Consider the following 26,607-nt stretch of genomic DNA (forward strand, 5'->3'; position numbering starts at 1 on the left):
CAGGCCGCCGCCACCCATCAGCGCCGCTGACCACAGGCCCATGACCTGCGGCGTTCGGTGGGGGAACTGACGCTTTATCACCGCCGGAATCGTCGCCTGAATAATACCAATTCCGATCCCGCCGAGCAGGGCGCTACTCAGCAGCAGCCCGCTGTGCGGCGTGAATTCACGAAGCGCAGCGCCTGAGGCGATCATCATCAGACTCAGGACAATCCCGCGACTTTCGCTGATATGGCGCTGAGTCCACGGACTTGCCAGCGCCAGCAGTCCCATCGCGATGACCGGGATCGCGGTGAGTAGCGAAACGAGGCTAAACCCCATTCCGCTGGCCTGTTGTAGTTGCGGAAGAAGCGGGCCGATGGAAGTTAAAAGCGGGCGCATATTGATGCCGATCAGCATCAGCACCAGAAGCATCAGGCCGTTGCGCGACGTCGGGTTCATTTGTGCTTATCCGCCCACCGCTGATAAAGCGCGAGGCCCTCGGGCTGAGGGCTATGGTGAATCGGGAGTGATTGCGTTTCCAGTGGTTGACTTAGCTGGTGGTAGATAGCGGCGGTGGAGAGCCGGAAGGGCTCGCCATCCCGGTTACTGTTGGCGAAATAAACCTCGCGTATGCCGGTCAGATAGATAGCGCTCAGGCACATCGGGCAGGGCTGACCGCTGGCATAAATGATGCACTCGCTGAGCACCTGGCTACCCAGACGCTGCGAGACGTCGCGAATGGCGTTGAGTTCGGCATGCGCGGTCGGATCGCCGTTTTGATGCAGGGTATTGACGGCCCGGGCGACAATATCACCCCTGCGGACGATGAGCGCGCCAAACGGACGCCCGCCGTTTTCAACATTGGCTGTGGCGAGGGCGATGGCATGCTGAAGATAGTTATCGTGAACTGACATAGCGGCTCCGGAGAGGAAAGGCTGAGATGTTGCGGGAAGAGGAACTTTACGGTTGTGCACAGGGCCAGAGTACGCATTTTGTTTTATAAGTTAAAAGACTTATTTATGATTGACTCTATTGGTTTTGCTTATAGGGGGGCCCATGCTGCTACGCCATCTCACCTGTTTTCTGGCGGTTGCGGAACATCGCAGTTTTACCCGAGCCGCGTCGGCGCTGCATGTTTCGCAGCCGGCACTTTCACAACAGATCCGCCAGCTTGAAGAGATGCTGGGCGTGCTGTTATTTGACCGCAGCGGGCGGCAGATCCGTTTGACCGATTCCGGCGAGGTCTGGCTCACTTATGCCCGCCGGGTGCTACAGGAGCTGGAAGAGGGCAAACGAGCCCTGCTGGAGGTAGAAGACCTGCAGCGGGGAACGCTGCGGGTGGCGATGACGCCAACGTTTACGACCTACTTTATGGGGCCGCTGGTAGCGGCTTTTTATCAGCGTTATCCGAACATCACGCTGACGATGCGTGAAATGGCCCAGGAACGGATGGAAGCGTTATTGCTTAACGATGAGCTGGATGCCGGGATTGCTTTTGCCGATAGCGGCTCACGGGATATCGTGGCCGCACCTTTATTCAGCGAAACGCTGGCGCTGGTGGTGGGGCGGCATCATCCGCTGGCGGGTCAGCGCCGTATGACGCTGGAGGCGCTCAATCAGCAATCGTTGATTTTATTGAGCGAGGAGTTTGCGACGCGCGGGCAAATCGACTCCTGTTGCCGGCAGCACGGTATTCAGCCAACGGTGCGCATGGAGGCCAATTCTATCAGCGCGGTGCTGACGGTAATTCAACATACCCAGCTTGGGACGCTGTTACCGGCCGCCATCGTACGGGGCCGCGACGATCTGGTCGCGGTGGCGCTCACGCCGGTGCTGCTGGAGCGCACGGCCTGCCTGCTGCAGCACAAAGAGGCCTGGCAGAGCGCCGCGACGCGCGCGTTTCGTGCGATGGCATTCCAGATAGCCGGGGAACTTAGCGGTGGGGAAACCTCGTGATAGCGTCCACTTACCAGCTATAGCCGACGGCCAGAATGCCATACAGCTCGCCGTTGTGCTGAACAAGGGGGCTGTCGGCGATATCTTTATCATACAGCTCGTAGTTCGCGGCGAACATGCCGACCCAGTGGGGGCTGAAACGGTAGCTGGTAATAATCGCCGCCATTGGTGAGACGGTGGTGCCGGTATCCCACTGTGGGCGCTGGCTGGTGGCTTCGCTGGCCGAGACGCCGCCAAAATAGTAGTTGGCCATATTGCTACTGCGGATCATCATTCCCATCCCCGGCATGATCAGCAGATTATCTTTGATGACGGGAAAGTCTGCCCACAAAAGCAACTCTTGCCCATTGCTGCGACCCGTAACGTCGGAACTGATACGGGCGCTCAGCAGCGCATACGGCGTAATCAGCGTGGCGCCGATACCGGCTTCAAACTCGCCTTTTCGCTGCTCCATGCCCTTGAACGCGCTATTATCGCTGGGATCTAAGTTGCCAAATCGCCAGCGGCCATAGCCGTAAAAAGCAACGTTGTCGTCGATATGAAAATAGTAGCGGGCGCGATCGCCGAGATAGATAAACCGATCGCCGAAGTAGAGCCCGCCGGGAATAACGTAAGTTTCATTATTCTGCTTCTCGTAGCGCGCCGTTCCGCTGATGGTTGCGGCTCCCAGCACCACTCCTTTTGGTACCGGACTATTTGGATTCGATGCGGAGAAGATATCGATGGAACCCAGGTCAACCTCGGCGCTGGCGGGCGAACAACACAGCATCAGGGAGCAGAGAGCAGCAGGGTAGCGAAATGGTTTCATCCGGATTCCAAATATGATGAGGGATTATAGAGCTAATACGCGTAGATGCTGTTTTGCAGATAAAGCATTGCTAATGTGAATATATACCAGCGCAGGTCAGTCAGTGGGCGAGTTTTTGTTTTTTCTAAATTTATGCTGGCCGGTTTGATGAGATAGAAAGGTTCTAATCCGCCGCTTCCCGGCAGCGGACTGTTTTTTTAACCGGCCCGGTCAGAGTGAGCGAATGTGCCCGCCGTCGCCAACCTGAGCCTGACGATACCACTCCATCAGTTCAAACGTCCCCGCTTCACCTTCCGCCGGAGCCCACGAGACATAATCCCCGGCAGCAACCGGCTGATAACCGCCGTGTTTGACCTCAAAAATAACGCCGCCGGCGTCCAGCGACAGAACCGCATGCCAGGTCCCGGCATCCATCTCTAGCGCCGTACACTCTTCGCCTAATACGATGCGGCGAGTGACGTAACCGAGATCATCAAAAGTCAGTACCACAAAGCGCCCGCTCAGAGCTAACAGCAGCTCAAAGGTGTGCGGATGACGGTGAGGGCGAATATAGGTTCCCGGTTCCATCGCGATCGCCAGACGTTGTACGGGATCGGTTAATTCCGGGTGAAAATTACGATGTGCACGTAAACGAGGTGAACGCGCTGCCGCGTCGCTCTGCTGTTGCATGTCGCTGAAAGTGATGTATTTCATTTAGCCGCCTGACGTGAGATCTGAGATTGCGAATGGTTTCGCTACGGTGGATGAGCTCTGCACTGCTTTGTCGAAAGCCAGTCGCCGCATTGTATCCATTTCCCTTGGCCGGCGCGCACTGTTTTTCAGTGCATCAAGTGCCGTATCGCCTGGCAAATTCAACACGCTCACACCATTGACCTTTTGGTGACTTCCTGGAACATGGTGGACCATAGCACGCTCCTTTTTATATATATGACACCTTCCATAAATTCGGATGATTATTCTCTTATGTCTGCGGCGCAAAAATAAAACCCATTCATTTTATGAATATCTTCTTACAAAGACATGGCAAGTTTTATATAACTTCGTTTTTAAAGGAGAGTTTTTTCTCTTAATGCCTGCGCAATATTTATTGTTTGAGTGAGGTTGTTGTTTTGAATTTTTTAAATAGTTGAGCGATTTAATCTGAAAATCCAGTGATGATGCGGTGTTTACACCAGTATTAAATATTTCAGCTGCTGGCTGTAATTATCACCTTTTTTGCCTGCTTTACCTTAAAGCAAATTACTGGTTAAAATAAAAACATATTTTTATATAGCGATACTCTGTCCGGCAAAAGGACTAATTTATTCAGGAGATAAATATATATGTCTGAATCATTTCAGAATGAGATACCTCGTGCGCGTGTAAATATAAAACTGGATCTGGTGACGGGTGGCGCTCAGAAGAAAGTTGAACTGCCGTTGAAGCTCCTGAGTGTTGGTGACTTCAGCAACGGCAAGGCTCAAGGGACGCTTTCAGAGCGCGAAAAAATCAATATCACTATGCGCAATTTCAACAGCGTTCTCGCGGATCTCAATCCCGAAGTTTATCTCACCGTTAAAAATACCCTCGCCAACGATGGTTCCGAAGAGAGTGTGAAACTGGCCTTTCAGGATATGAAGGATTTTGAACCAGAGGCGGTAGCGCGGCAAATTCCACAGCTTCGTGTGATGCTTGCTATGCGTAATTTATTACGTGATTTGAAATCCAATCTGCTGGACAACGTTACTTTCCGGAAAGAACTGGAAATCATTTTAAAAGACCCTGCTCTTTCCGACGAGCTACGCAGTGAATTGAATGCGCTTGCCCTGGGCCAGGATTAATTTCTGGAAACTTTAACGGAATATTAACGAGAAAAATGCTGATGTCAGTAAATAACGAAATCCAGAATGAGGGAAGGGCAGCCACAGTTGAAAAAATGCTGCCGCAGAACGGTGTATATGCCTCACTGTTCGACAAAATTAATTTAACGCCGGTTGCTGAAATCGGCGGCCTGAATGGATTTGAAGATAATACCGTAATGGCGGAAACCTCGGCCGATGAACGTGTTACCGCCGCTGTTCAGGTTTTCATGCAGTGTCTGCACAAGTCCGGTCAGAAGGTCGAGAAGCTCGATAAGACATTACTCGACCACCATATCGCTGAACTGGATTTCCAGATCAGCCGCCAGCTTGATGAAGTCATGCACAATGACGCGTTCCAGAAAGTGGAGTCCGTGTGGCGTGGCCTTCAGTCCCTGGTGAACAAGACTGACTTTCGCCAGAACGTGAAGCTGGAAATCCTCGATTTGTCCAAAGAAGAATTGCGTCAGGATTTCGAAGATTCGCCGGAAATTGTCCAGAGCGGCTTGTACAAGCAGACCTACATCGCTGAATACGATACCCCTGGCGGTGAGCCGATTGCGGCAGTGATTTCAGCGTATGAGTTCGATGCCACCGCGCAGGACGTAGCGCTGATGCGTCATATTTCAAAAGTCTCCGCCGCCGCGCACATGCCATTTATTGGCTCTGCGGGGCCGAAATTCTTCCTCAAAGAGACGATGGAAGAGGTGGCGGCTATCAAAGATATCAGCAACTATTTCGAGCGCGCCGAGTACATCAAGTGGCAATCCTTCCGCGACACCGACGACTCGCGGTATATCGGCCTGGTGATGCCGCGCGTGCTTGCTCGCCTGCCGTATGGTCCGGACACCGTACCGGTACGCAGTTTCAACTATGTCGAAGAAGTGAAAGGTCCGGATCACAACAAATACCTGTGGACTCATGCGTCTTTCGCCTTTGCAGCCAACATGGTGAAAAGCTTCATCAATAATGGCTGGTGCGTGCAAATTCGCGGCCCGCAGGCCGGTGGTGCAGTGAAAGATCTGCCGATCCACCTGTATGACCTCGGTACCGGCAACCAGGTGAAAATTCCGTCCGAAGTGATGATCCCGGAAACCCGCGAGTTTGAGTTCTCCAGCCTCGGCTTTATTCCGCTGTCATATTACAAAAACCGCGACTACGCTTGCTTCTTCTCTGCGAACTCCGCCCAGAAACCCGCCCTGTATGACACTGCCGATGCCACGGCCAACAGCCGCATTAACTCGCGTTTGCCATACATCTTCCTGCTGTCGCGCATCGCGCACCACCTGAAGCTTATCCAGCGTGAAAATATCGGTACTACCAAAGATCGCCGCCTGCTGGAGCTGGAACTCAATACCTGGGTGCGCGGTCTGGTCACTGAAATGACCGACCCCGGTGACGAACTTCAGGCTTCTCACCCGCTGCGCGATGCAAAAGTGGTGGTGGAAGACATTGCAGACAACCCGGGCTTTTTCCGCGTGAAGCTGTTCGCCGTGCCGCATTTCCAGGTGGAAGGGATGGATGTCAACCTGTCACTGGTTTCCCAGATGCCGAAAGCCAAATCGTAACGTAAGGCAGGAAGCCGATGAAAACGGAACAACCGTTATGGGGTCGAGGGATTATGGTTTCGCCCCAGCACTTCCAGCAACAGGCCGCGTATGCGGCCTGGTCCGTCGAAGGTATTGCCCGGATGGGTTTATCACAGCCCTGGGGCGTGATAAATGTCGCTTTCGAACCGGAAACACTGAAGCTGGGCCGACTGCAGGCCCGTCATCTGCATCTCCGGTTCCCGGACGGGACGCTTATCGACACGGATAATGCTGACGACCTGCCGCCGGTGCTGGCGCTTGAAGGTGAATCACAGGACGTGGTGGTAGTTCTGGCCCTTCCGCTGCTGCGGGCAAATGGCGGTAACTGCCTTAAACCTGATGAGGTGGCCGAGCGTCCTGTTCGCTATCGCCAGCGCTGGCGGGATGTCCGCAATATTTTCGGAGATGATACCCGCCAGATTGCGGTGATGCAGCCAGAGCTGACGCTGCGGTTTGCCCATCAAAACAACAGCGATTATCTGGCCTGTCCGGTCGCCCGTCTGCAGCAGGATTCGCAGGGGAACTGGGCACTCGATGAAACCTATCTCCCGCCACTGCTGGCTCTGCAGGGCAACCGCTGGCTGGTGACCCAGCTGGAGCAGCTGATGACGCAACTGCGTGCCCGTCTGAGTCGCCTGATGGATATGCGCCGGGAGAGTAACGAACGAATGGCAGATTTTGCCGTGGCCGACGTGTCACTGTTCTGGCTGCTCAATGCCCTGAACAGCGCTGAGCCCGTGCTCGGACAGTTTCTGCGCCACCCGCAAATCCCGCCTGAGCGTCTGTATCCGGAGCTGGCACGGCTTGCGGGCAGCCTGCTGACCTTCTCACTGGAGCATCAGGTGAGTGCTATTCCGGTCTGGCAGCATGAGCAACTGAATAACGTCTTCCCGCCGCTGTTTGATTTACTGGGCGACCTGCTGGAAGCCAGCCTGCCGTCGCGGGTGGTGGCGATTGAGCTTGAGCATGATGCCCGACTTCACTTCTCGCAGGCTCGTCTGCATGACCCACGTCTGCGCGAAGGCGCTGATTACTATCTCTCCGTGCGTTCACCGATGCCGGTGGCACAGCTGCAGGAACAGTTCCCGCAATTGTGCAAAGTCGGCAGTCCCGATCATGTCAGGAGCATCGTCAATTCATCGCGGGTGGGCGTTCCTCTGACGCCGCTGCGTCATGTGCCGGCAGCTATTCCACTGCGCCTGGAAAACCAGTATTTCAGCCTTGATGTCTCTCATCCTCTGGCCATCGAAATGCTCCAGAGCGGCACCTGTATGTTTTACGTTCCGGGAATGCTCGGCGAGCCTGAACTTGAACTCTTTGCGGTACTGAGAACATGAGTGAGCGTAAACGCGGCGCTGCCGCGTTCATTGATATTGATGCCCTCCTGCAGGACACCTGGCTGCAGGCGATCAGCCTGCGTCATGGTCCGAAATTTCAGGATGGAGAAGGGCGCACGCTGTGGGAGCGCTGCATTGCTGATGTCGAACGTGTCCAGCGTGAGCTGAAAGCGAGCGAACTCGATGAAGCCAGCTGTCAGCATATTCTCACTGCACAGTGTGCGCTGCTCGATGAGGCGGTCAAAAATCGCGGCGTGGAGGATGACGCCTGTGTGCAGTGGTATGACACTCCCCTGCAGGGGCACTTCCTCGGCACCATGGACGCTGGCGATACGTTGTGCGATCGGATGCGTGATGTGTTGCGCGAACCGGCTCCAGACCACGCCGTCGTGACCTGCTTCCAGCGAGTCATGATGCTGGGGTTCCTCGGCAGTTTCCGCTCTCTGAACGACCCGGAGCGCCAGAAACTCGTCAGCGCGCTCAGTGAGCATGTCACGCCGTTCAGCTACCCACAAACCCATTCGGTCCTGGCCGAAAGCCGTACCGGATGGGGAATGGGCGGCTGGCTGGCGTCATGGCCCGTGCGTATTGGCCTGAGTGTGGTGGCGGTGGCTGCACTCTGGCTGGGACTGAATCACTGGCTGGATCAGACGCTGCTGACCCTGTTGCCGGGAGCCGTGAAATGAGTCCGGCGCAACAGTGCGGGCTTGCGCTGTGGGCCGCCCTGCTCAGCGCCGTGGTCTGCCTGGGTTTCCTGCCGGTCACCCGACTGGTTTCTGCGCTCGTTCTGCTGGTGGTGCTGGGGCTTATCCTGGCGTTCTGGTACGCCGCCAGTCGTCGTGCGCAGCATGATGTCATCCTGCGTCTGGATGACCTACCGGAAGCCACTTACCGTCAGCCCGTGGTGCTGGTCTGTGGTGATTTGCCGCTGGCATGTATGCAGCAGTCACTGGTGCTCACTGTCACCCAGGGATGCTGGATCCGCGTGGCAGATCATCAGGATCTGCAGCAGGCAGCCCGCCAGGTACTGTGGCTACGCCCTGACTGGGGGCGTCAGCTGTCGGTGATGGTCAGCGTCTGCCCACAGCAACACGATGACAGCGAGCGCCTTACCAGTCGTCTGTTGGCCCTGCGCTGGCAAATCAGCCGGCTGCGTAAAGAAACCGGTCATTCTGTGCCGCTGGTTCTGAATGGTCAGGTTGGCAGCGCGATGACGAATGACATGCTCTGGCAGGCGGCTATCCCGGGGGAAGGGGGGAGGGTCTGGCGTGAATCTTCAGCGCCGGGCTCCATTGCAGCCTGGGTTGCCACCGGTGGTGCTATGGCGATGCAGCAACAGGTGCTGATGAACAGCCTGATGAGCTGGTTCCATCAGCACGTCAAAGCCGTGTTTATGGATGAAAACCCCGATGTTCCCGTCATTGCACCTGTTGCGGTGCTGTGGGGAATGGGGCCGATTCTTGCCGGAAGTCTGGCCACATCGGCCTGGACGGCGTGGCTTTCCCGCCACACTGCGATGCAGCAGGTTGCGGGCTGGCAGCCGGTGGGAACGGACAGTACGGTTATCTCCCCGTTGCCGGATTTTATCCTGCCGCTGCTGCCTGAAGGGCGAGGCCTGACGCCGCGTGGGCGAGCCTTCCGTTATTCGCTCGGGATCTTCACGCTGGCGGTCATTGCTGCGCTGCTCAGCAGTGGCTGGAACAATCACCAGCTGCTGCAGCGTGTGAGCTTCGATATTGCCCGCTATGACCGTATCCCGATGCATGATTTCGGACCAAAAGCCGACGCCGTTACCGTCCTGCGTGACGATGCGGAACAGCTGGATGGCTGGGTGCGCAATGGCGTACCGGCCCGGATGAGCTTCGGTCTGTATCAGGGTGAGCGTCTGCGAATGCCTGTGCTGGATGCGATCCGCTCCTGGGTGCCCCCGCCCCCGCCGCCTGAACCGCAGCCGAAATCCAAACCGGTAACGAAAATTGCGCGCCTCGACAGCATGTCGCTGTTCGACTCCGGGCAGTCCGTGTTGAAACCCGGCTCGACCAAGCTGCTGGTCAACTCGCTGGTCGGCATTAAGGCAAAGCCGGGCTGGCTGATTGTGGTCGCCGGCTACACGGATAACACCGGCACTTCGCAACTGAACCAGAGGCTTTCTCAGAAACGTGCCGAAGCCGTGCGCGACTGGATGCGCGATACCGGCGACGTGCCGGAAAGCTGTTTTGCAGTGCAGGGCTATGGCGCAAGCCGTCCTGCTGCAACCAACGACACTCCGGAGGGCCGTGCGCTCAACCGCCGTGTCGAAATCAGTCTGGTACCGCAGGCCAGTGCCTGTCAGATACCTGGCAAAACCCCGGCGTCATCGCAGGATGATGGCGCATCACTACACAATGGAGAGTAATTCCATGGCAATTCCTGTTTATCTTTGGCTGAAAGACGACGGCGGCGCGGACATTAAAGGGTCTGTGGACGTTCAGGATCGCGAAGGCAGCATCGAAGTGGTGGCGCAGCAGCATAACCTGTACATCCCGACCGATAACAACACCGGCAAACTGACGGGTACCCGTATCCACACGCCGTTCCTGTTCACCAAGGAAATCGATTCGTCCAGCCCGTATCTGTACAAGGCGGTGACCACCGGTCAGACCCTCAAGTCTGCGGAATTCAAGTGGTACAAAATCAACGACGCAGGCCAGGAAGTGGAGTACTTCAACACCAGACTCGAAAACGTAAAAGTGGTGAAAGTGAACCCGGTGATGCACGACATCAAGGATCCCTCTTTCGAGAAACACAACCACCTTGAGCAGATTGAGCTGCGTTACGAAAAAATCACCTGGACCTACAAAGACGGCAACATCATTCATTCCGATTCGTGGAACGAACGCGCCACCGCCTAAGTTACTCGTCATATTTCGCGCGGTAACGGTGTTGGCTGCGTTCGCTCACCCCGGTCACTTACCGCTGTAAGCTCCCGGGGATTCGCGAACTTGCCGCCTTGTTACTGCACGAACTATTTAGAGTAACCACTCAGACGGACAGTCCTCTCTGTCCGCTTTTTTTGTCTTTGCTGAGCGTCTGCCCACGCGGGCGTTGAGCAAAGAACCCACAATCTGCCAGCCGACCGGATGCGCTTTGGTCCCCTTCACGGGAAACAGCGAGGGGCGGTAGCGTGTCCAGGAACCGACAAAGAGAGAGACTCATGGAAAATCCAGCCATCCTGCTGCGACGTCTGAACCCTTACTGTGCCCGTGCGATGGAAGGGGCGGCCTCGCTCTGCCAGAGCCGCGCGCATGCGGAAATTCTTCCGGAGCACTGGTTGTTGAAACTGCTGGAGCAGGGGGAAGGCGATCTCACGGTGCTGGCCCGTCGCTACGAATGGGATATGGACAGCATCTGGCAGGATTTGCTCGGCTGGCTGGATAAACAACCGCGCTCAGTGCGCCACCGACCGCGGCTCTCGGAAAACATCCAGACGCTGATGCAGGAAGCCTGGCTGATTGCCTCCCTTAATGGAGAAGAGCAAATCCGTAGCCTCCATTTGCTGATGGCGCTGGTCGGTAAGCCAAAACTGGCCCACTGTGACGGACTGTGGCCACTGCTGACGATGGGTCAGAGTCAGTTGGTGCGCCTGCGTCCATTGCTTGATGCACAGTCTGATGAACGTCCCGAAGTACAGCAGGAAGCTGAACTGGCGCAGAGCCATGGCGGGGGAGTGGCGTTTGTCGGGCGCCCGGTTGGAGCTGAAGTGCAAGAGAGCGAGCTCAGCCCGGCATTACAAAACGCGCTGGATAAGTTCACCCTCGACGTCACCGCCAAAGCGAAGGAAGGCAAAATCGACCCGGTGTTTGGCCGTGATACGGAAATCCGCCAGATGGTGGACATTCTCTCGCGTCGCCGTAAAAACAACCCGATCCTGGTCGGTGAGCCAGGCGTGGGGAAAACCGCGCTGGTGGAAGGTCTCGCACTCAGAATCGCCGAAGGCAATGTACCGGAATCGCTCAAACCTGTTGTTCTACGCACGCTTGACCTCGGCCTGCTGCAGGCGGGCGCCGGCGTGAAGGGCGAATTTGAACAGCGCCTGAAAAACGTCATCGATGCCGTGCAACAGTCATCCACACCGGTTCTGCTGTTTATCGATGAGGCGCATACCATCATTGGTGCCGGTAATCAGGCCGGGGGCGCAGACGCCGCCAACCTGCTGAAACCGGCGCTGGCGCGAGGCGAACTGCGCACCATCGCCGCGACCACCTGGTCCGAATACAAGCAGTACTTCGAACGCGATGCTGCCCTGGAGCGTCGCTTCCAGATGGTGAAGGTGGACGAGCCGGATGATGGCACGGCGTGTCTGATGCTGCGTGGTCTGAAATCCCGCTATGCTGAGCACCACAACGTGCACATTACCGATGATGCCGTGCGAGCTGCCGTCACGCTTTCTCGCCGTTATCTGACGGGCCGTCAGTTGCCGGACAAGGCCGTTGACCTCCTCGACACTGCCAGCGCCCGCGTGCGCATGAGCCTCGATACCGTCCCGGAACCGCTGACCCGCATCCGCTCACAGATTACCGCTCTGGAAATGGAGAAGCAGGCGCTGCTGGAGGATATCGCGCTTGGCAATCAGAGCCACGGTAAACGCCTGAGCGCCATTGAGCAGGAAGAGAACGACCTCATCGTTGCGCTCGACGAGCTGGAAACCCAGTACGGTCAGGAGCTGAAACTCACCGAACAACTGCTGGAAAGCCGCCAGGATATCTCCCGTCAGAGTGAGACTCACACGCTGCAACAGGAGCTGAACGGCATGCAGGGCAGCCACCCATTGCTCTGCGTTGATGTGGATGTGCGTACCGTTGCAACGGTGATTGCTGACTGGACGGGCGTACCGCTGTCCTCGCTGATGAAAGACGAGCAGACCGGGCTGCTGACCCTGGAAAATGAAATCGACAAACGTGTGGTCGGACAGGATGTGGCGCTGACTGCCATCGCGCAACGCCTGCGTGCCGCCAAAACCGGACTCACCTCCGAGAATGGCCCGCAGGGCGTGTTCCTGCTGGTTGGCCCGAGCGGCGTGGGGAAAACCGAAACCGCGCTGGCGCTGGCGGACGTGATGTACGGCGGGGAAAAATCGCTGATTACCATCAATCTGTCGGAATACCAGGAGCCGCACACCGTTTCTCAACTGAAGGGTTCACCTCCGGGTTACGTCGGTTACGGGCAGGGCGGGATCCTCACCGAAGCCGTGCGCAAGCGCCCGTACAGCGTGGTGCTGCTCGATGAAGTGGAAAAAGCCCACCGTGATGTGATGAATCTGTTCTATCAGGTATTCGATCGCGGCTTTATGCGCGACGGCGAAGGTCGAGAAATCGACTTCCGCAACACGGTTATTCTGATGACCTCCAACCTCGGCAGCGACTCTCTGATGCAGCTTCTGGACGAACAACCGGAAGCCAGCGAGGGCGACCTGCACGAACTGCTGCGCCCGATCCTGCGCGATCATTTTCAGCCCGCGCTACTCGCCCGCTTCCAGACCGTAATTTTCCGGCCTTTGGCTGAAACCGCCATGCGCACTATCGTGGAAATGAAGCTCGCCCTGGTCAGTAAACGCTTGCACCGCCACTACGGCCTGATCACCTGTATCGATGACCGCTTGTACGACGTATTGACCGCCGCCTGCCTGCTTCCGGATACCGGTGCGCGTAACGTGGAGAGCTTACTCAATCAGCAAATCCTGCCTGTACTGAGCCAGCAGCTGTTGACCTATATGGCTGCAAAACAGAAGCCGCAATTCCTGACGCTCGGCTGGAGCGAGGATGAGGGGATCTCACTGGATTTCAACCGCACTGAAGGAGTGAACGCATGAGCAACCATCCCCCGATAAGATTCAGCCACAACCACCACTGGCTTTCGGTGAAGGGGTGTGAAGCCGAGCTTGATGTGCTGGCATTTGAAGGCAACGAAGCCCTGAGTAAACCGTTCAGCTACCGCATTGAATTTACCAGTGGCGACCATGCCATCAGTAAAGAGATGATGCTGATGAAGCCCGCCTCCCTGACGCTGCAGGCCCCGGTTGATCAGGGTTACGGCAGTAAAATGCAGCAGCCGGTGCGGGTGATTCAGGGAGTGGTGACGGGCTTTGAACGCTTCGGCACCTCAAAAGATGAAACCCATTACGCCCTGACGCTGCAGCCGCGCCTGGCGCTGCTTGACCGTTCGCACCAGAATGCCATTTATCAGGATATGTCAGTGCCGCAAATCGTGGAAAAAATCCTGCGCGAGCGCCACGGCATGCGCGGTCAGGATTTTCTGTTCTCGCTTGCAAAAGAGTACCCGCGACGTGAGCAGGTGATGCAGTACGGCGAGGACGACCTGCGCTTTATCTCCCGCCTGCTGAGCGAAGTCGGTATCTGGTTCCGCTTTACCACCGATACCCGCCTGAACATCGACGTGGTGGAGTTTTACGACGGTCAGCAGGGGTATGGAAAAGGCCTGACCCTGCCATCGGTGCCACCGTCAGGCCAGCACTCGCAGGGTGTGGACGCGGTGTGGGGAATGGAGAGCCATCATAACGTGGTGCAGAAGCAGGTCAGCACCCGTGATTACAACTACCGCCAGGCGACGGAAGACATGAACACCCAGGTGGATGCGACCCGCGGGGATGCCACCACCTACGGTGATGCCTATCACTATGCCGATAACTACCTGACACCGGGAAGTCACCATGACCGCAATCCGGCCCCGGAGTCCGGGGCGTTTTACGCCCGCATTCGTCATGAGCGTTACCTGAATGGCCAGACGCAGACCCGTGCCATCACCAGCTGCCCGACCCTCTCGCCGGGTCAGGTACTGAAAGTCACCGGCGGCTACGAAGTGGCCGACGTGTTTGCTCATGGCGTGGTTATCACAGCCCTGCGCACGCATGCCCGCCGCGATAAGGACCTGGCGGTTGATTTTGACGGGATCCCGGACAGCACTGATTTCAGTTTCCGTCCTGAGCCTGGCTCACGCCCGGTGATGGCCGGTACCTTACCGGCCCGCGTCACCAGTACCACCGAAAACGACACCTACGGCCATATCGATAAAGACGGCCGTTACCGGGTCAACATGCTGTTTGATCGTGATAACCGGGAGACCGGGTTCGAGAGCCTGTGGGTGCGCCAGTCACGCCAATATGCAGGAGATACCTACGGTCTGCACCTGCCGCTGCTGGCGGGCACCGAAGTGGCGATTGGCTTTGAGGACGGTAACCCGGACAGACCGTACATTTCCGGCGTGCTACACGACTCGGCCCACGGCGATCACGTTACCATCCGCAACTACAAACGTAACGTCCTGCGCACCCCGGCGAACAACAAAATCCGCCTCGACGATGAACGCGGGAAAGAGCATATCAAGGTCAGCACGGAGTACGGCGGCAAGAGCCAGCTGAATCTCGGGCACCTGGTCGACAGCGAAAAACAACAGCGCGGTGAGGGTTTTGAACTCAGAACCGACAGCTGGGGCGCCATCCGTGCGCAGAAGGGCATCTTCATCAGCGCGGACGGGCAGGCGAAGGCACAGGGGGTGATGCTGGACATGCAGCCAGCCATTAGTCTGCTAAAAGGGGCGCTGAATCAGGTAACCGGATGGGGGACTATTACGCAGACTCACCACAACGTTACCCCTGATGTTGAGCCATTAAGAGCATTTGTTTCCGGTGCCAGTGAGCTTAAAGAGCCTGCGTTGCTGCTGTCTTCACCGAAAGGTATTGCCGCCGTCACGCCCGAAACGACCCTGATGCACAGCGGGAAAGGGCTGTACCTGCAGAGCCTGGGGGAAGTCAATATCACCGCAGCACAGCGCTATTCGGTGAACGCGAGCCAGGCGGTCTCGTTACTTGCCCAACAAGAAGGGATGCGACTGGTATCCGCCCAGGGTTCGCTGGAGATTGAGTCACATAGCGATGTGCTGTCGCTAACTTCCCTGAAAGATGTCACCGTCCAGTCAACACAGGGGCACCTGCAGTTGACAGCTAAAAATGGCATCACTCTGGGCTGTGGCGGGGCTTATATTCGTCTTACGCCACAGGGAGAGGTGCACATTCACGGGCCGGGATTAATCAGTCTCAAAGGCCTGCACGATTTGCAGGGGCCAGCCAGCGAGGATTTTCCTCTGCCAGAACTGCCGGCATCAGTATGTAAAGAGTGCCTTAAAAAAGCCCAGGAACTGGCGCAGGGCTTTGTCCCCAGGGAGGCATAAATGACTGCACAATGGATTGAAGAAGTCGCTGTTACCTGCCGGACATTCGGAACTGATTATCTTGATATTATCGTTGATCAGGCTGGGCTGAATTTCAGCGTTATTCCGGCCCTGAACGCACTGTCGGTGGAGTGGCAGTCACTTTATCACGGGCTTCCGGAGGCGTTCATCGTCGATGATGCTCCGTTGGTTGCACGCATTACGCTTGATGATCTTCAGCAGATGCAGTGGCTGAAGGACATGAGTCAGCAAGTTGTCGTCCAGGCTCCGTTGCTGCTGTTGTGTTCACACTGGCCTTTTTCTGCCCTGTCTGGCTGGCTCACACAGTGTATGGATATTCTGCAGGAAGGGCGGAGCGGGATTTTACGTTTTTACGATACGCGGATTCTCCCCCTGCTTTTTACGCACGTTCTTAGCGAGGAACAGCAAAAGCCTTTGTTGCGTCCTGTACTGTTCTGGGCATGGCAGGATATGGATGGTAACGCCAGAGGTATAAAAGGTAGCGGTACGCCCCAGACTCGCGATGAAAAACCTCACAAAATCAACCTCAGCGATCGCCAGCTTGAGCATCTGATGTGTGTCTGTGATGTCATGGCCCTCTTGTCGCACCGAGCACCGCCAGCGGGCAGGTATGCATCACAACAGGCGCTTTTTTCTGATTGTTACCAGGGCATGGTGGAGGCAACCAACCACGGCATTATTCTGGATGAAGCTCGCGAGGCCTGGGTCATGAAAAAGTGGCTTGCCGCATAAGTAAGATCCTGATGGTGAAAAGAAACCGATTTAGCCTGGGTACCGCCGCCGTTTCCCCTTTAGTCCCGCCTCTGCAAGGAAAGTCAGATGAAACATTCACAGTTAAGCCCGCTGCTGGCTGGGCTGCTGCTGTTAACCGGCTGCTCACAGCCCGCTGCTCAGGCCGGAGGCGGCGGAACCATTGACGCCATCAACCACACCCGATGGGCAATTAACCATTTCAGTGTCGATAACCAGTCGGGCATCGACATTATTGGTCCGTTCCAGGGAGGCGGTGGCGGCTGCTGCTACAGCGTGCCCGCCCGCTGGACGCCGGGTATGACGGTACGTATTGACTGGGAAAGTGGGGAGGCATCGACAGAAGGTTTCCCGGGATTTACTGATTACGAAAAATATAAAGCCTGGGAGAAAAAGATGAGCGCCCAGAACCGTCAGCACAGCAAAACCGTCCCGGTTCCTGACTATAACGGCCAGGATGTCTGCGGCATCACGGTGCACTTTTTGCCCTGTGATGACGTGAAGGTGACGACCAGTTGCTACACCTACAGCAGTCCGTCTTACCCGATAAAAGAGCCCATCAGGATGAAGGAGCCTAAAGTATGTCCGAAATAACGGAAACCGATTTAGCCTGACCCTCTCCGCTTCTTCTTTAACTCCCTCTTCTGCAAGGAAAGTCAGATGAAACATTCACTGTTAAGCCCGCTGCTGGCTGGGCTGCTGCTGTTAACCGGCTGCTCACAGCCCGCTGCTCAGGCCGGAGGCGGCGGTGGCGGCACGATTAAAGCCATCAACCACACCCGATGGGCAATTAACCACTTCAGCGTCGATAACCAGTCGGGCATCGACATTATTGGTCCGTTCCAGGGAGGCGGTGGCGGCTGCTGCTACAGCGTGCCCGCCCGCTGGGCGCCGGGTATGACGGTACGTATTGACTGGGAAAGCGGAGAAGCATCGACAGATGGTTTCCCGGGATTTACTGATTACGAAAAATATAAAGCCTGGGAGAAAAAGATGAGCGCCCAGAACCGTCAGCACAGCAAAACCGTCCCGGTTCCCGACTATAACGGTCAGGATGTCTGCGGCATCACGGTGCACTTTTTGCCCTGCGATGACGTGAAGGTGACGACCAGCTGCTGGTCACCGAGAAATGCCAACTACCCGATAAAAGAGCCCATCAGGATGAAGGAGCCCAAAGTATGTCCGAAATAACGGAAACCGATTTAGCCTGGGTGCCGCCGCCGTTCCCGGCGCAGGGACGCCTGCCAACGCAGGCGCTGCAGGTCGGGCAGAGCTGTCATCAGCAGAACAGCGCCGAGCGGCTCTACCGTCAGGAACTGTGTCTGGCGGCCGGACGACGTGTCGAGCCGCCGTGCTGCAAGACGCTGCATATCAGTCTGTTTTTCGACGGTACGGGGAATAACCTGAACAATGACCTGCTGCTGTCTGACCCGAAGCATCCGACCAATATCGCGCGGTTGTTTCGTGCCACTATAGGAACCGGTACGGCTGGCGGGGTGCCGACTGGAATGCAGACAACACTGTTAGATGGTGCTGAAGACGGTGAAGGGAAATATTTTAAGTTCTACATGCCCGGTGTGGGCACCCCGTTCCCGGAAGTGAACGACCCGGATTATTCAACCATGGGACTGGTGGGCGCAACTAAAGGTGAAGAGCGTATTAACTGGGCGCTGCTGCGCATTATTGATGTACTGAAATTTTCCGCTACTGAAAAATGGTTAACCACCGCAGAGAGCCGACAATCTCTCAGCAATATGGGTACCAGCTGGAACCGGCTGTGGTTTGGCGGCAGCCACAACCGTTACGAAGAGTTCAGTCGTTTACTGAATGCGTTAGCTCCGCAACTGAAACCACTGCTCACGCAGCCGGAACCGGGGAAGCCTAAGGTGTTAGGCATCAAACTGTACGTTTATGGGTTTTCCCGCGGTGCTGCCGCTGCGCGTACGTTTGTACGCTGGCTGAGCGAGTTGCTTCCCCCGCCAAAAGCGGAAGGCGAAAACCCCCCGCAGTGCCTGCAGACTGGCGAGATGCAGTTGCCCGTCAGCGTGGAATTTCTCGGGCTGCTGGATACTGTGGCCTCAGTCGGGGTGGCGCACGTGGTGCCGATTGCCGAGGGGCATATGTCCTGGGCGGATGGTACGATGGAGCTGCCGGACGATAAAACCTATGGCGGGCTGATAAAAAAATGCGTGCATCTGGTGTCAGGGCATGAGCAGCGCCTCTGCTTCCCGCTGGACTCGGTGCGCCGGAGTGACGGCAAATACCCGCCCTATGCCACCGAGGTGGTTTACCCGGGGATGCACTCCGATCTGGGGGGCGGTTACCCACCGGGGGATCAGGGGAAGGCTAATGGTGAGGATGACAGCTTATTGCTATCTCAAATCGCCTTGCATGATATGTATGCTTCAGCGTTTTCCATCGGTGCGCCATTAAAAATACCCGTACAAGCATTACCTGATGACAAGAAGACGGACAACTGGCGGTTGATGCCTTTAGATTCTTTAAAAGAATTTCTAATCCACGGAGAACTAGTCAAACGCTTCAACGCCTGGCGCGAACTTACCCTGAATCTGACCACTCCAGAAAAAATCACGCCCGAAGAGGCCTGCGAATACGAACCCGCCCGTGCCAGCGGCAGTCTGGAAACCGTCGTTGAAAACCAGATTGCGTGGATCACCACCTGGCGTATCGATCGCTATGCCAGAGGTTCGATGCTGAAAACGCCATTTTACCAGCGCGCCACGAATACCGAAGCACTGCCTGCCGCGCGCAAGGCGGCAGAAGACGCACGGGATGAGAAGCAGCAAGAGGTGCTCAAAACGCGTCAGGACCAGATAGCAAAACAGCCTGCCGACAAGATGGATGAGCTGGTGCTCTATCCGGGCATCAAGGATTTTGACCCGGATATGGCGCAGACCCAGCTGTTTGAAGCGGCGAAGGAGTTTGGTAAGGATTACCACGACGGCTACCGCATTCCGGAGAACCTGGCGCAGGCGGTGCTGGATACCGTGCTGCAGCCGATGATTTTCGTGCTCAATACCGATGATGAACCCCAGGAATACCGGCGAATAAAGGCTGACGGAGACGCCCGGGCGGCAGTCCTTTTCCCTGCAGCCGGTGAGGCCAGTAATGCGCAGCAGCCAGCCGGGCTGGTCAGGGCGTTGTTCGACGACCAGGTGCACGACTCGCGTGCCTGGTTTATGCACGCGGCGCTGGGTACGCGCGAGATGTGGGGCGGCTACTTCCGTTACCGGATGATTTATTTCAGCGACAAATGTAATAAGTCCCTGTCGCCACTGGTGATCGCCGGGGATCTTATTGGGTTTGCCACCCTGACCACGGGTGTTGTGCTGAGTTTCAGACAAAAGACCCTGACCGGAAAGCTGGCGGGGCTGGCCGCGACAGGCGCTGTACGATCGCTGCAGGCTGAGGTGCTGGACAGGATCACCGGTGAACCCGTGCCGGAACTGCCGGGCGGGGAACAGCAGCGGGCATTTACCCGGGAGCCGGGAGTGGTGGTGGCACAGCGAAAAGCGCTGGTGGCTGAACAACAGCTGGCGCGGGCGCAGGCTGCAATCCCGGCCAGCTGGCTGGAGGATGTCCTGACGGCTACGGCCTGAGACAGAGAAAGGAGAACTGATGAGTAAAGTCATCCGTAAAGGAGACCGCCTGCGGGAATATGGCGGCAAGGTATTAGGGGGACATTACCAGTGTTTTGGTCAGGGATTTGCCTGTAAGGGGGATCTGGTTCGCTGTAACAAACACGGTATGACCACCATTGCTGAAGGTAGCGCATTGACCACGGTCGATGGACAGCCGGTAGCGCTGCATGGCCACCGCTGTGCCTGCGGCTGTACGCTGGTCAGCTCGTTTCCTGACTGCGGTATTGACCAGTGAGGTCCGTTCCTGATTATCCGGCGTACAAAACGGCGCGTCCACCGGGTACCGCCAGGTGGCTGTCGGCCACGGCTCTTCTGGTGTTGATCGGCGGCGGTGCGGGCGGACTGTTGCCCTCTGCCGAGGGTAAAAGCTCGCTGGTGGCCGTCGGTATCCTGGCGGCACTGCTGCTGGCGGGCGCAGGCTGGCTTGTACGACTGCTGTACTACCGCGCCAGCGTGCATAACGCCGCTTTCTACTATCAACTGGTGGCATATGAACAGCAGCAGTGGTGGGCGGCGCATCGGCAGCCGCTCTGGTTAAAAGAAGGTCTGTTGCTGGGGCCAGCAGGTACGCGTTCAGTTGACTGGCTGCGTGTGCTTAATCGTGAACAACGCCCGCCGGAGGAAAAAAAAGAGGGGGGCGGCAGTGCACTGAGACTGTCACAAATTTCGGCTACGGATCCCCCCGCACGTGAAAAGCGACTGGCGGAACTGCTGGTGATTGAGTGGCAAAAGCAGCGCAGTGAAAAAACGCTCACTCCACCGCTGCGTTGCTACTGGCAGGGGGCTGACATCATATGGCAGGCATTTTGCGCACAAATGGCGATCGCTTTCCCGGAAATCGCGCTGCCAGCAAAGCCTGAGCCCTGGCATGGGGAAGCCACTCTGGCAGAGATAGCGAGAGACCTTGCTGAAGCCAAACCCGATGACACGATGCTGATCGCCGGGTGTCAGGTGATCGCGGCGCTGCCAGGTACAACGCGTCCCGCCGGGGAGTCTGCCGCACTGTGGCTGGCCGGACTTAATGGCCCGGTACAACTGACGCGTGGTGAAACTTTTTCTCCAGAGAAAGGCGACATATTGCTCACCGTGTTTGCCCGTGCACTGGAACAGAGCGAACTGAAAGACCCTCCGGACGCCTGTACGCTGTTTTCCCGACCTGACATCGAGGCGCTGGCGAGCAGTGGCTGGGATGTCAGCCAGCATCTGCAGGACGCCAACTGGGGGGAGATTGGCGATATGGACGCTCTAATCGTTTTATCGCTGGCGGCAATCTATGCCGCGCACCACCAACAACCGTGCGGCTGGATTGCCCGCGACCCGATGAACACCCTCGCAACTGGAATCGTAAAACCTGATGGACAACGTCAATAAACCTGCTGCCATCTCTGTGGCAGCCACGGCAACAGCCTGTATTGCTGTGACCACTTTACTGGTATTACTGGGTGGAGTGGCATGGTGGCTGTGGGCGACCGAACGTTCAACGGAATGGGAAACGCTGCGTCCGCTTATCGTTTCTGGCTTTATCGTCTGGGGAATTGCGCTCAGCATGCTGGTACTGGGGTTTATGGCCTTTCGGTTATTGATTAAGGATAAGGTTAGCCCGTCGTCATCCCGCAAGCGTAAACCTGCAAAGGTTACGGAGCACGAAGCGGCTTACCGACTGCTGAAGACACTCCTCCGATCGCGCTATAGCCTCTTCTGGCGCTACAAGGTCCGCCAGTTGCTTATTACCGGTGACGACGCTGCGATCGAACAGCTGGTACCAGGCCTGCAGGAAAACCAGTGGCTTGAAGGCAGCCGTACCGTGCTGATTTACGGCGGCAGTCTGACTGCTGAGCCCGATCGCGAAAAATACACCGCGCTGCGTAAACTGCGCCGCGGGCGCCCACTGGACGGTATTGTTCGCGTTATGCCCGCGTCGCTAAACCTGACCCCACAAACCAGCGACAGCGATTTACGCGGGCTGGAGAAAATCAGCGAACTGCTCCGTTATTCCGCCCCGGTCTGGCTGTGGCAACTGTGCGACAGCGCCTGGTCGCAGACTACACGCCCTGAGCAGGCGGTCGGAGCCCGTTTCCCGCTGCGTGCTAAGCCTGATGATATTACCCGCCAGCTAGAACTGATGCTGCCGGTCCTGCGAACGCAGGGGGTGAGTCAGGTCGCTGAGAACAACGGTCACGACTTCCTGCTGCGCCTGGGCCAGCGTCTGAAAGACGGCGGTATCGCCCGCTGGGCTCAGCAACTGGTGCCATGGCTCTTCGACTCTCAGCAGCGCGTTCCACTGCGTGGCCTGATGTTCAGCCTGCCAGGCGATAAAACCGCTGATACATCTGAGAGAGCAGCAGCACCTGCATCTGCCGATGCTGAGAAATATGTCCCGGAATCACAACGCCATGCGCTGACCCTGCCGGTGTCCTGGCAGGGTATCGTTGACGACTGCGCCCGCATACGTGGCCGCCGTGTCGGCATGGCGTGGGAACAGACGCTTGCCTGGACGTTGATGGCCATTATCGGTGTCTGGGGAGTGGGGACGCTGCTGTCGTTCTCTGTCAACCGCATGCAGATAGTTTCTGTTGCTGAGCAGGCTCATGCCCTGGTAGAGCATCCTTCCGTATCGGATTACCAACTGACGGCCTTGCATACTCTGCGTAATGACGCCGGTCGCCTGCTGCACCGTGTCCGGGAGGGAGCGCCCTGGTATCAGCGCTTTGGTCTCGACCACAACCCGCAGCTGCTGAACGCGATGCTGCCCTGGTACGGCGTGGTGAACAACCGACTGATTCGCGATCCGGCGAATGTCGCCCTGACGCAAAAGCTCAGCGCGCTGGCTAACTCAGCGCCGAACAGTGATCAGCGTGCGCAGCTGGCGAAACCGGGCTATGACCAGCTGAAAGCCTGGCTGATGATGGCCCGGCCAGATAAAGCCGACGGCGCGTTTTACGCGCAGACCATGAAAGTGGTGCAGCCGACGCGCATAGGCATCTCAACCGGGTTGTGGCAAAGCCTGTCACCGGATTTGTGGGCGTTCTACATCTCCGAACTACCAAAGCAGCCGCAGTGGAAAATTACACCGAATACGCAACTGGTCAGCCAGAGCCGCCAGGTGCTGTTGCAGCAAATTGGGCACCGCAATGCCGAAAGCACGTTGTATGAAAACATGCTCAAATCGGTACGCCGTAATTTCGCCGATGTGTCTCTGGAAGACATGACCAGCGGCACCGATGCTCGCCGCCTGTTCACCACCGAGGAGGTGGTGCCGGGCATGTTTACCCGCCAGGCATGGGAAGGGGGGATTCAGCAGGCCATCGAGAAAGCGGCCAGTTCGCGCCGCGATGAAATTGACTGGGTGCTGAGCGACAGTCGAAAAGCTGTCTCCTCAGACTTGTCGCCGGAAGCACTGAAAGCGCGTCTGACGCAACGTTACTTCACCGACTTTGCCGGCAGCTGGCTGAGCTTCCTGAATAGTCTGCGACTTAACCCGGCAAACAATATCGCTGACGTCACCGACCAACTGACGTTGATGAGTGATGTCCGTCAGTCACCGCTGATTGCCCTGATGAATACGCTGGCGTGGCAGGGGCAGACCGGCCAGCAAAGCGAAGGGCTTTCGGACTCCCTCATCAAATCGGCTAAAGACCTGGTGGGCGGGAAAGACAAACCGGTGATTGACCAGTCTGCGTCAGGCCCACAGGGGCCACTGGATGAAACCTTTGGCCCGCTGCTTCAGCTTCTGGGCAAAAACACCAGCAGCAATGTGATGTCGGCTGATAACTCACTGAGCCTGCAAACTTACCTGACTCGCATCACCCGCGTACGTCTCCGTCTGCAGCAGGTAGCCAGCGCCTCTGACCCGCAGGAGATGATGCAGACCCTGGCGCAGACGGTATTTCAGGGTAAAAGCGTTGACCTGACCGATACCCAACAATATGGCAGCCTGATTTCGGCAAGCCTTGGCGAGGAGTGGAGCGGCTTCGGTAACACGATGTTTGTGCAGCCGCTGACCCAGGCCTGGGAGACCGTACTGCAGCCGTCGGCAGCGAGCCTGAATGATAAGTGGAGCCGCTCGGTGGCGGCGAACTGGCACACCGCATTCGACGCACGCTTTCCGTTTGCCGCCAGCAAAAGTGACGCCTCGTTGCCGATGCTGGCTGAATTTGTGCGCAAGGACAGCGGACGAATTGATCGCTTCCTGACGACAGAGCTCAGCGGTGTGCTGCACAAGGAAGGCAGCCAGTGGGTACCGGATAAGGTCAACAGCCAGGGGCTGAGTTTTAACCCGGCCTTTCTGCGGGCCATTAACCAGCTTAGCCAGCTGTCAGACATTCTGTTCACCGATGGCAGTCAGGGCATCAGCTTCGAACTGCAGGCGCGTCCTGCATCGCAGGTGGTGGAAACCCAACTGACAATTGATGGACAAAAGTTGCATTACTTTAACCAGATGGCCGACTGGCAATCTTTCCGCTGGCCGGGAGAAACGTATAAGCCAGGCACGATGTTGACCTGGACCTCAACCAGCGCCGGTGCGCGCCTGTTTGGGGATTACAGCGGCACCTGGGGCTTTATTCGCTGGCTGGAGCAGGGCAAGCGCCAGCAGCTTGATCGTAGCCAGTGGATGATGAGCTTTACCGCCCCGGACGGTCGAATCCTGCAGTGGGTACTGCGCTCACAACTCGGAAAAGGTCCGCTGACGCTGCTGGATCTGCGCGGTTTCACGCTGCCGGATCAGATATTCAGTGTCGACAGCGCGGCCACCGCTCAGGCGCTGATGGACAACAGCGGAAACAGTGACATCGATGGGAGCGAATGATGAGCACTCTGCAGGATCTGGTTGCCGCCTGTCAGGCGGATAAAAACCTGCTGTCGCAACAGGCGCAGGTACGCACGGAAAGCTGGCATCCCTGGCTTGCCCCGGTCAGCGATGCCAGTCCGACGGGAGAAGACCCGGGATATGACGAGGATTTTCAGCGTATCCGCGAAGAGATCAACAAACTTTCCGGCATCAATACCGGGCTGATTTGCACGCTTGCTGAAAAGCTGCTGACTGGCACCGCTAAAGATATCCGGGTTGCCACCTATTACTGCTGGGCGCGCCTGCACCAGGACGGCGAAGCTGGTTTTGCCGAAGGGCTTGAGCTGCTGGCGGGGCTGTTGCAGCACTATGGGACGAAACTTCACCCTCAGCGGGAGCGGAGCCGTAAACCGGCGCTGGAGTGGCTCGCAGGCTCCCGTGTTCTCGATAGCCTGTCACTCTGGCCGGAAGTGGTGCGCGAGGATGCCCTGCGCACTGCCGGTGCGCTGCTGCTCATCCGCAACAGTCTGGAAACCGGGCCGGAAGCGTCACGTCCGGAGATGAATGCCCTGTACAGCGCGCTGGAATCTCGCCTGATGAAGGCCGGTGGCGTGAATGCGGTGGTGCCGCAAAACGCCGGTAACAAGGGGCAGTTACAGACCTCCGCGCCTACGACCGAGCCTGACGCGCCGGTCCTGAGTCGCATCACGTCCGGTCAGGATTTACTGGCCCAGGCCCGAATCCTGACCGGATATTTGCGTGAACAACCCGATGGCTGGCTTGCGGCACATCGGCTAATGAAAAGCCTACGCCATGACACGCTGAGCGCTATTCCGGCACCGAATGCCGAAGGGAAAACGCGTATCGAACCGCCGCGGGCTGACCAGCGGGCCATGCTCAAGCGGTTGTACCTGCAGCAGAGCTGGCTGGAAATACTGGAGCAGGCGGACAGCACCTTCTCACGCGGCGCTAATCATCTCTGGCTGGATTTGCAGTGGTATATCCATCAGGCCCTGCTGAAGTCCGGGCAAGCAGTGCTGGCCGACATCATCACCGCCGACCTGAAAGGGCTGCTGCGCCGCCTCACCGGACTTGAAACGCTGGCCTTTAATGACGGTACGCCCTTTGCCGATGAGGTCACGCTGAACTGGATAAATCAGAACGTGCTGGACGATATATCCGGCTGGCGGGATGAACCGGCCAGTGCCGCCAGAGGGGCTGACAACGACATTCTGGCACTTGAACCAGAAGCACTGGAGAAAGCTGACAGTGACGGACTGGATGCCACTCTTCACTGGCTGCAAACACGCCCGGGCACCGACGCCATAAAAGATAAATGGCTACTGCGCCTGCTGATGGCCCGCGTGGCCGAACAGAAAGGTAAGAATGAACTGGCCCTGCATCTGCTGAGGGAACTCGATAGCGCTGCGCAGTCCATCACCCTCACGCAGTGGACGCCGACACTGTTATTCGAAGTCAAATCGCGTCGCCTCAGACTGCTGCGCATGAAAGCCACACGTGGTGAAACCGATAAATCACGGTTACAGCCTGAGATGGACCAGCTTCTGGCCGGTCTCATTGTGCTCGACCCGGCAAGCAGCGCGGTGCTCTGCGGGTAAAAACGCCTGGCATACCTTTAAAATTCATATATT

The 26,607-nt window shown here is 57.2% G+C and carries 21 protein-coding genes; 17 read left to right on the forward strand and 4 right to left on the reverse strand.

From position 1 onward, the window contains the following. The coding region (locus GRPL_RS14610; RefSeq protein ID WP_032699046.1) for an MFS transporter at positions 1-441 on the reverse strand (441 nt) is incomplete at its 3' end. Further along, positions 438-896, reverse strand: a complete 459-nt coding sequence (locus GRPL_RS14605; protein WP_032686584.1) for a nucleoside deaminase — start codon at positions 894-896, stop codon at positions 438-440. The genes GRPL_RS14610 and GRPL_RS14605, both read right to left, overlap by 4 nt. Positions 897-1,038: 142 nt before the next feature. On the opposite strand from GRPL_RS14605, the gene cynR reads away from it, so the two are divergent. Further along, positions 1,039-1,938, forward strand: a complete 900-nt coding sequence (cynR, locus tag GRPL_RS14600) for a transcriptional regulator CynR (RefSeq protein WP_032686585.1) — start codon at positions 1,039-1,041, stop codon at positions 1,936-1,938. A 10-nt stretch (positions 1,939-1,948) separates the two neighbouring features. Here the strand turns inward: cynR and GRPL_RS14595 are convergent, their stop codons facing one another. After that, a complete protein-coding gene (locus GRPL_RS14595; protein WP_032699047.1) occupies positions 1,949-2,746 on the reverse strand; it encodes a MipA/OmpV family protein in 798 nt (265 codons plus the stop codon). 210 nt (positions 2,747-2,956) lie between these two features. Next, positions 2,957-3,439: a WbuC family cupin fold metalloprotein gene (locus GRPL_RS14590; protein WP_032686587.1), complete on the reverse strand. Its 483-nt coding sequence runs from the start codon at positions 3,437-3,439 to the stop codon at positions 2,957-2,959. Between the two features lie 629 nt (positions 3,440-4,068). On the opposite strand from GRPL_RS14590, the gene tssB reads away from it, so the two are divergent. From tssB to tssA, 16 genes are all read left to right on the forward strand, one after another. Next, positions 4,069-4,566: a type VI secretion system contractile sheath small subunit gene (tssB, locus tag GRPL_RS14585; protein WP_032699049.1), complete on the forward strand. Its 498-nt coding sequence runs from the start codon at positions 4,069-4,071 to the stop codon at positions 4,564-4,566. A 95-nt stretch (positions 4,567-4,661) separates the two neighbouring features. Next, the gene (gene tssC, locus GRPL_RS14580) at positions 4,662-6,152 is read left to right on the forward strand and encodes a type VI secretion system contractile sheath large subunit (protein ID WP_463666966.1); all 1,491 of its coding nucleotides are present in this window, start codon (positions 4,662-4,664) and stop codon (positions 6,150-6,152) included. Positions 6,153-6,169: 17 nt separating this feature from the next. Beyond that, positions 6,170-7,510 (forward strand): type VI secretion system baseplate subunit TssK, encoded by a 1,341-nt coding sequence (gene tssK / locus GRPL_RS14575; RefSeq protein ID WP_032699051.1) that lies wholly within the window; start codon positions 6,170-6,172, stop codon positions 7,508-7,510. Further along, positions 7,507-8,196 (forward strand): type VI secretion system protein TssL, short form, encoded by a 690-nt coding sequence (gene tssL, locus GRPL_RS14570; RefSeq protein ID WP_032699052.1) that lies wholly within the window; start codon positions 7,507-7,509, stop codon positions 8,194-8,196. The genes tssK and tssL overlap by 4 nt, the downstream gene beginning before the upstream one ends. Beyond that, the gene (locus GRPL_RS14565) at positions 8,193-9,905 is read left to right on the forward strand and encodes an OmpA family protein (protein WP_032699053.1); all 1,713 of its coding nucleotides are present in this window, start codon (positions 8,193-8,195) and stop codon (positions 9,903-9,905) included. The genes tssL and GRPL_RS14565 overlap by 4 nt, the downstream gene beginning before the upstream one ends. 4 nt (positions 9,906-9,909) lie before the next feature. Then, positions 9,910-10,401 carry a type VI secretion system effector Hcp gene (gene hcp / locus GRPL_RS14560; protein WP_032686595.1) on the forward strand — a complete coding sequence of 164 codons (492 nt, stop codon included), beginning with the start codon at positions 9,910-9,912 and terminating at the stop codon, positions 10,399-10,401. Between the two features lie 302 nt (positions 10,402-10,703). After that, positions 10,704-13,358, forward strand: coding sequence for a type VI secretion system ATPase TssH (tssH, locus tag GRPL_RS14555; RefSeq protein ID WP_032699054.1), 2,655 nt, complete (start codon positions 10,704-10,706; stop codon positions 13,356-13,358). Further along, entirely contained in the window at positions 13,355-15,733 is a 2,379-nt protein-coding gene (locus tag GRPL_RS14550) for a type VI secretion system Vgr family protein (protein WP_032699055.1), read from the forward strand. Before tssH ends, GRPL_RS14550 begins: the two co-directional genes overlap by 4 nt. Next, entirely contained in the window at positions 15,734-16,486 is a 753-nt protein-coding gene (tla1, locus tag GRPL_RS14545; protein WP_032686598.1) for a toxin Tle1 chaperone Tla1, read from the forward strand. An 87-nt stretch (positions 16,487-16,573) separates the two neighbouring features. Continuing rightward, a complete protein-coding gene (gene tli1a / locus GRPL_RS14540; RefSeq protein WP_032686599.1) occupies positions 16,574-17,098 on the forward strand; it encodes a Tli1a family immunity protein in 525 nt (174 codons plus the stop codon). 66 nt (positions 17,099-17,164) lie between these two features. Then, positions 17,165-17,695, forward strand: coding sequence for a T6SS immunity phospholipase A1-binding lipoprotein Tli1-KP (gene tli1, locus GRPL_RS14535; protein ID WP_032699056.1), 531 nt, complete (start codon positions 17,165-17,167; stop codon positions 17,693-17,695). Next, positions 17,683-20,124, forward strand: coding sequence for a T6SS phospholipase effector Tle1-like catalytic domain-containing protein (locus GRPL_RS14530; RefSeq protein ID WP_032699057.1), 2,442 nt, complete (start codon positions 17,683-17,685; stop codon positions 20,122-20,124). Before tli1 ends, GRPL_RS14530 begins: the two co-directional genes overlap by 13 nt. 19 nt (positions 20,125-20,143) lie before the next feature. Then, complete coding sequence (locus tag GRPL_RS14525; protein WP_032686604.1) at positions 20,144-20,401, forward strand: PAAR domain-containing protein; 258 nt, start codon at positions 20,144-20,146, stop codon at positions 20,399-20,401. Beyond that, complete coding sequence (locus GRPL_RS14520; protein ID WP_032695501.1) at positions 20,398-21,537, forward strand: hypothetical protein; 1,140 nt, start codon at positions 20,398-20,400, stop codon at positions 21,535-21,537. Before GRPL_RS14525 ends, GRPL_RS14520 begins: the two co-directional genes overlap by 4 nt. Next, complete coding sequence (locus GRPL_RS14515) at positions 21,521-24,973, forward strand: ImcF-related family protein (protein WP_032699058.1); 3,453 nt, start codon at positions 21,521-21,523, stop codon at positions 24,971-24,973. The genes GRPL_RS14520 and GRPL_RS14515 overlap by 17 nt, the downstream gene beginning before the upstream one ends. Continuing rightward, positions 24,973-26,574, forward strand: a complete 1,602-nt coding sequence (gene tssA, locus GRPL_RS14510) for a type VI secretion system protein TssA (protein WP_032699059.1) — start codon at positions 24,973-24,975, stop codon at positions 26,572-26,574. Before GRPL_RS14515 ends, tssA begins: the two co-directional genes overlap by 1 nt. Positions 26,575-26,607 lie beyond the last annotated feature (33 nt).

This window comes from Klebsiella planticola ATCC 33531, assembly GCF_000735435.1.
Classification (GTDB): Bacteria; Pseudomonadota; Gammaproteobacteria; order Enterobacterales; family Enterobacteriaceae; genus Klebsiella; species Klebsiella planticola.

Coding starts and splice junctions, on each gene's coding strand:
- tssH (WP_032699054.1), top strand. CDS start 10,704: ATGGAAAATCCAGCCATCCTGCTGCGACGTCTGAACCCTTACTGTGCC.
- tssB (WP_032699049.1), top strand. CDS start 4,069: ATGTCTGAATCATTTCAGAATGAGATACCTCGTGCGCGTGTAAATATA.
- hcp (WP_032686595.1), top strand. CDS start 9,910: ATGGCAATTCCTGTTTATCTTTGGCTGAAAGACGACGGCGGCGCGGAC.
- tli1 (WP_032699056.1), top strand. CDS start 17,165: ATGAAACATTCACTGTTAAGCCCGCTGCTGGCTGGGCTGCTGCTGTTA.
- tssC (WP_463666966.1), top strand. CDS start 4,662: ATGCTGCCGCAGAACGGTGTATATGCCTCACTGTTCGACAAAATTAAT.
- GRPL_RS14595 (WP_032699047.1), bottom strand. CDS start 2,746: ATGAAACCATTTCGCTACCCTGCTGCTCTCTGCTCCCTGATGCTGTGT.
- GRPL_RS14605 (WP_032686584.1), bottom strand. CDS start 896: ATGTCAGTTCACGATAACTATCTTCAGCATGCCATCGCCCTCGCCACA.
- cynR (WP_032686585.1), top strand. CDS start 1,039: ATGCTGCTACGCCATCTCACCTGTTTTCTGGCGGTTGCGGAACATCGC.
- GRPL_RS14565 (WP_032699053.1), top strand. CDS start 8,193: ATGAGTCCGGCGCAACAGTGCGGGCTTGCGCTGTGGGCCGCCCTGCTC.
- tli1a (WP_032686599.1), top strand. CDS start 16,574: ATGAAACATTCACAGTTAAGCCCGCTGCTGGCTGGGCTGCTGCTGTTA.
- tssA (WP_032699059.1), top strand. CDS start 24,973: ATGAGCACTCTGCAGGATCTGGTTGCCGCCTGTCAGGCGGATAAAAAC.
- GRPL_RS14525 (WP_032686604.1), top strand. CDS start 20,144: ATGAGTAAAGTCATCCGTAAAGGAGACCGCCTGCGGGAATATGGCGGC.
- GRPL_RS14550 (WP_032699055.1), top strand. CDS start 13,355: ATGAGCAACCATCCCCCGATAAGATTCAGCCACAACCACCACTGGCTT.
- GRPL_RS14515 (WP_032699058.1), top strand. CDS start 21,521: ATGGACAACGTCAATAAACCTGCTGCCATCTCTGTGGCAGCCACGGCA.
- GRPL_RS14590 (WP_032686587.1), bottom strand. CDS start 3,439: ATGAAATACATCACTTTCAGCGACATGCAACAGCAGAGCGACGCGGCA.
- tssL (WP_032699052.1), top strand. CDS start 7,507: ATGAGTGAGCGTAAACGCGGCGCTGCCGCGTTCATTGATATTGATGCC.
- tssK (WP_032699051.1), top strand. CDS start 6,170: ATGAAAACGGAACAACCGTTATGGGGTCGAGGGATTATGGTTTCGCCC.
- tla1 (WP_032686598.1), top strand. CDS start 15,734: ATGACTGCACAATGGATTGAAGAAGTCGCTGTTACCTGCCGGACATTC.
- GRPL_RS14530 (WP_032699057.1), top strand. CDS start 17,683: ATGTCCGAAATAACGGAAACCGATTTAGCCTGGGTGCCGCCGCCGTTC.